The 4,265-nt window shown below is 73.5% G+C and carries 3 protein-coding genes; 2 read left to right on the top strand and 1 reads right to left on the bottom strand.

Annotated elements, in window-relative coordinates; all coding sequences use genetic code 11:
- On the bottom strand, positions 1-932 hold a 932-nt coding region (locus IE312_RS42235; protein ID WP_502266996.1), incomplete at its 3' end, for a DUF8508 domain-containing protein.
- A 265-nt stretch (positions 933-1,197) separates the two neighbouring features.
- Here IE312_RS42235 and IE312_RS28740 point away from each other — a divergent pair.
- Positions 1,198-2,625, top strand: a complete 1,428-nt coding sequence (locus tag IE312_RS28740) for a hypothetical protein (RefSeq protein ID WP_189985211.1) — start codon at positions 1,198-1,200, stop codon at positions 2,623-2,625.
- 240 nt (positions 2,626-2,865) lie between these two features.
- A partial coding sequence (locus IE312_RS28735; protein ID WP_229900544.1) for an alkaline phosphatase PhoX occupies positions 2,866-4,265 on the top strand: 1,400 nt, incomplete at its 3' end.

The raw sequence follows: 4,265 nt of genomic DNA, 5'->3' as shown, positions 1-4,265 counted from the left end.
GTCGCCACCGCCAGCTCGCGGCCCGACTGCTTCCGCGTCGTCTCGCGCTCCAGGCCGCCGCTGCGCAGCGTGCCGAGCTTGCTGGCGACGAGGGTGTAGCCGCCGAACTGGTTGAAGTCCAGCGGGCCGGTGGTGGCGCCCTCCAGGGTGTCGCCGACGTCCGCCTTCGGGAAGTCGGCGGTGGCGCCGAGCGACTGGATCTGGAGCCGGCCGGTGTTCTGGGAGTCGTAGGAGCCGTAGACCGTGCCGCCGCGGCGGCTGCGGTGCTCCCACGGCTTCACGGTGACCCACAGCTCGCTGTACGGGTCGGTCGCCGTGACCACGCGGGTGTCGGCGACCTCGACGTTCATGCCCTCCAGGGACTCGTAGTAGTCCAGGGCGTACGCCGACGGGTCCAGGGTGAGGCCGTTGATCGAGTCGGCCGCGGCGGCGTCGCCCTGGGGGGCGTACGCGTCCGGCACCGCGTCCTCGTCGACGACGACCGGCGCCGGGACCGGGTTGCCGGCGGAGACGGTGGTGACGGCCGGCTTGGTGATCTCCGTGACCGACTGGTTGCCGGACGAGGCGCCGCCCGGGACGAACTCCGAGACCGTGCCGGTGACCGTGACCGCGTCGCCGACCGCGACCTTGGGGGCGGAGCCGGTGAAGACGAACACGCCCTCGCTGGTGGCCGGGTTGTCGTCCGGGGTCGGGTCCTGGAGCCAGAAGCCCTTGGACGAGCCGTACGTGCGCGTGGCCGTGACGACGCCGGGCACGTCCGCCACCTTCTGCCCGGCGAACGGGGAGGTCCGGGTCGTGCCCTGGATGTCGTGGACGCGCACCGAGTCGGCGTGCGCGGGCGTGGGGAGGACGAGTATCTGGCTGACCGCCGCCGCGCTGCAGACGGCGGCGACGGTGAGCGCGGCGAGGCGCGCGGAAGACCTGCTCGGCAAGGGATCCCTCCGGGGACGTGACGGTGCGCCGGGACGAGGGTGGAACGGGAGCGTGCCGGGTTCGTAGCCCTCTGTGACACGCATAGAGCCGAGTGAACAGTTGTCCCCCCAACTTCTACGCGCGTCAATCTCCTGCCTGCGCCGGGGAGTTGTCAAGGTTTCGGCCAGGTGTGACCGCTCTCGGGGAGATGAACCGGGCGGCATGGGTGGAAATCCGTCTAGGCTGAGCGGCTGAGCCCTTTCACGGTCCGAGGAGAACCAGCCGATGTCAGACAGCTCCCCCCTGCCGCCCGTACGGCTGCACCCCGAAGCGGAGCTGGCGCGCGCCGCGCTGTCCACGCCGTTGCTGTCCCGGGCCGCCCGCCTCGCCCGCTGGGCCGGCCCCGAGACCCGCGTGGACGCCGGCGGCGGGCTGGCCGAGGAGCAGCTGCCGGCCGCCGCCGAACTGCTGGGACTGGCCGGCGACGACGCCGCCGCGTACGCCGCCGAGGCCTGGCGGGTCGCGCTGGACACCGGCCTGGTGGAGATCGTGGACGAGGAGGCCGGCACCGTCCGGACGGGGGAGGAGCTGAAGCTGCTCACCGGCGGATCCCCGAGGGACGTGCTCACCGTGTGGCTCGCCGCCCTGGACACCGTCCTCGCCGACGCGGCCGTCCCCGATCTGGACGACCTGGTCGACGCGCTGGACGACGGCGGGGAGGTCGATTTCGCGTCACTCGACTGGGACCCGCAGGCCGAGGCCGAGTTCCTCGACGGCGTCCTCGGCAACCTGTACCTGCTGACCGTCAGTGAGGACGGCGCCGGCGACGGCCCCGTGCCGCTGCCCGCCCTCGCCGCCTCCATGCTCGTGCCCGACGGCATGGGGGAGCCCAGCGACGACGTCCTGGAGCAGGTCTCCGATGCCATGATGCGGCTGGACGACCAGTTCCGGACGCTGGAACCGGTCGGGCTCGTGGCCTACCGGCCGGTGGACGAGGCCCTGATGGCCGACGCCGACGAGGAGCCCGCGGCGCCGGTGGACGACACCGACGTCTCCCGTTACGGCATGGTCCGGCTCACCCCGCTCGGGGTGTACGGGATCCGGGCGCGGCTGCTGGACGCCGGGTTCGACGCGCCGGTCGTCGGGGACCTCGCCGACAAGGGCGCGGACGCGCTGCTCGACGGCACCGCCCGGTTCGGCCGGTCCGCCGCCCGGGCCGAGACCGAGCGGTGGCTCGTCCGCCGTGAACCGCTGGACGCGGCCCGGGAGTTGCTGGCCGCGGCCCGTGGCGCGGACGCCGGGGCCCCGCTGCGCAGGCTGCGCTGCCAGCAGGCGCTGTCGCTGGTGGGCGCCGAGGCCGAACCCGCGCTCCGGGAAGTGCTGGACGACCCCGAACTCGGCGGGCTCGCCCGGGTGTGGCTGAGCGAGCGGGGCGCCTCCGGGGTGCCGGCGCCGTCCGAGGACATGGTGTTCTGGCTGACCGTCGACACGCTGGCCGCCCAGCTGGCCGCCGAGGGCAACTCCGAGGAACTGCAGGCCCTGGTGGAGGGGCTGGCCGCCCAGCACAGCGGCTTCTTCGCGGCGGCCTGGCGGGTCGGGCACCCCGCCACCGCCGAGGTACTGGACGCGATGGGCCGGCTGCACCCGGACAAGAAGGTCGCCAAGGAGGCCCGCAAGGCCGCGTTCAAGGCCCGCTCCCAGCAGGGCGGGTGAGCGCGCCCGGCTGAGCGCGTCACCCCGGCGGCGGCCCGCCCCGGCGCGTGGTGGTGCTCGTGGCGCGGTCTGCACAGCGGTGCTTGGCGCGGTCTTGGGGCGGTGCATACGGGTTCATGGAACAGGCGCCCCGGCGGTGGTCCGGCGTTCAACTCCCGTTCACGGACGGGCGGGAGCGTGAGCGCCGAACCGAGGTCCCCCACCCTCCTCAGCACTGTCACCGTCGTCACAGGAGACACCATGTCGCTCACCCGCAGGGACTTCGCCAGGACGTCCGCGATCACCGGTGCCGGGGTCGCCCTGGCGGGCAGTGTCGGCGCGCTCGCCACCGCGCCGAACGCCCTCGCCGCCACGGAGACCGAGGGCGCCGGGGCCGAGTCCGCGCACGGGGGCCACGACCACGGCGTCGGCTACGGCCCGCTGATCGACGACCCGAACGGCATCCTCGCCCTGCCCGCCGGCTTCCGCTACGAGATCATCACCTACAGCGGCCGGACCAGGCTGGAGTCCGGCGAGTTCACCCCGTCCAACCACGACGGCACCGCCGCCTTCGCCGGCCCGCGCGGCACCACCCTGCTCGTCAACAACCACGAGCTGGCCGGCGCCCGTGCCCAGTGGCCGCACCCGGTGCCGCTCACCGAGGGCCTCGTCTACGACCCCGCGGCGGCCGGCGGCTGCACGGTCGTCGAGGTCCGCCGCGGCGGCGAGGTCGCCGAGTGGGTGGGCATCGCCGGCACCGCCACCAACTGCGCCGGCGGCAGCACCCCCTGGGGCACCTGGCTGACCTGCGAGGAGACCGAGGACAAGGCCGGCAAGAACGGCTTCACCAAGGACCACGGCTACGTCTTCGAGGTCGACCCCGAGGACCACCGGGCCAACCGTGACCCGAAGCCGGTCAAGGCCCTGGGCCGCTACGCCCACGAGGCCGTCGTCGTCGACCCCGGACGCGGCCGCCTCTACCTCACCGAGGACGCCTCCGGCCCGAACGGCCTGTTCTACCGCTGGACCCCGCCGGAGGGCTTCCGCCACGGCCGCGGCAGGCTGCGTACCCTCGCCGACGACGCGGGCGTGCTCCAGGCCTTCAAGTGCTTCGACTCCGGCGGCCGGTTCGTGGACGACCTCTCCCGCGCGACCCGTATCGGCACCGTGTACGGCGTCGACTGGGTAAACGTTCCCGACCGTGACGCCAGGACCGTCTCGGTGCGCAAGCAGTTCACCGACGGCCAGGTCACCCGCGCCCGCAAACTGGAGGGCATGTGGTGGGGCGACGGCGGCGTCTACGTCGTCTCCTCCTTCGCCCGCCAGGAGAGCCCGGTCCAGCACGACGGCCAGGTCTGGTTCTACGACCCCAAGCGCCGCACCCTGACCCTGAAGGTGCTGTTCGGCGTCAACCCGGACCCGGCCGCCGACGGCCGTTTCGACGGCCCGGACAACATCACCGTGTCCCCGTACGGCGGCCTGGTCGTCGCCGAGGACGGCGAGGGCGTCCAGCACCTGTTCGGCGCCACCGAGAGCGGCCGGACGTACCCGATCGCCCGCAACGAGCTGAACATCGGCACCGCCGAGGAGCCCGAGTACAGCGAGTTCACCGGCGTCACCTTCTCGCCCGACGGCAGGACCCTGTTCGCCAACATCCAGAC

It is taken from the genome of Streptomyces capoamus, from assembly GCF_014654935.1.
Taxonomy (GTDB): Bacteria; Actinomycetota; Actinomycetes; order Streptomycetales; family Streptomycetaceae; genus Streptomyces; species Streptomyces capoamus.
This window is presented reverse-complemented; position numbering and strand designations above follow the sequence as displayed.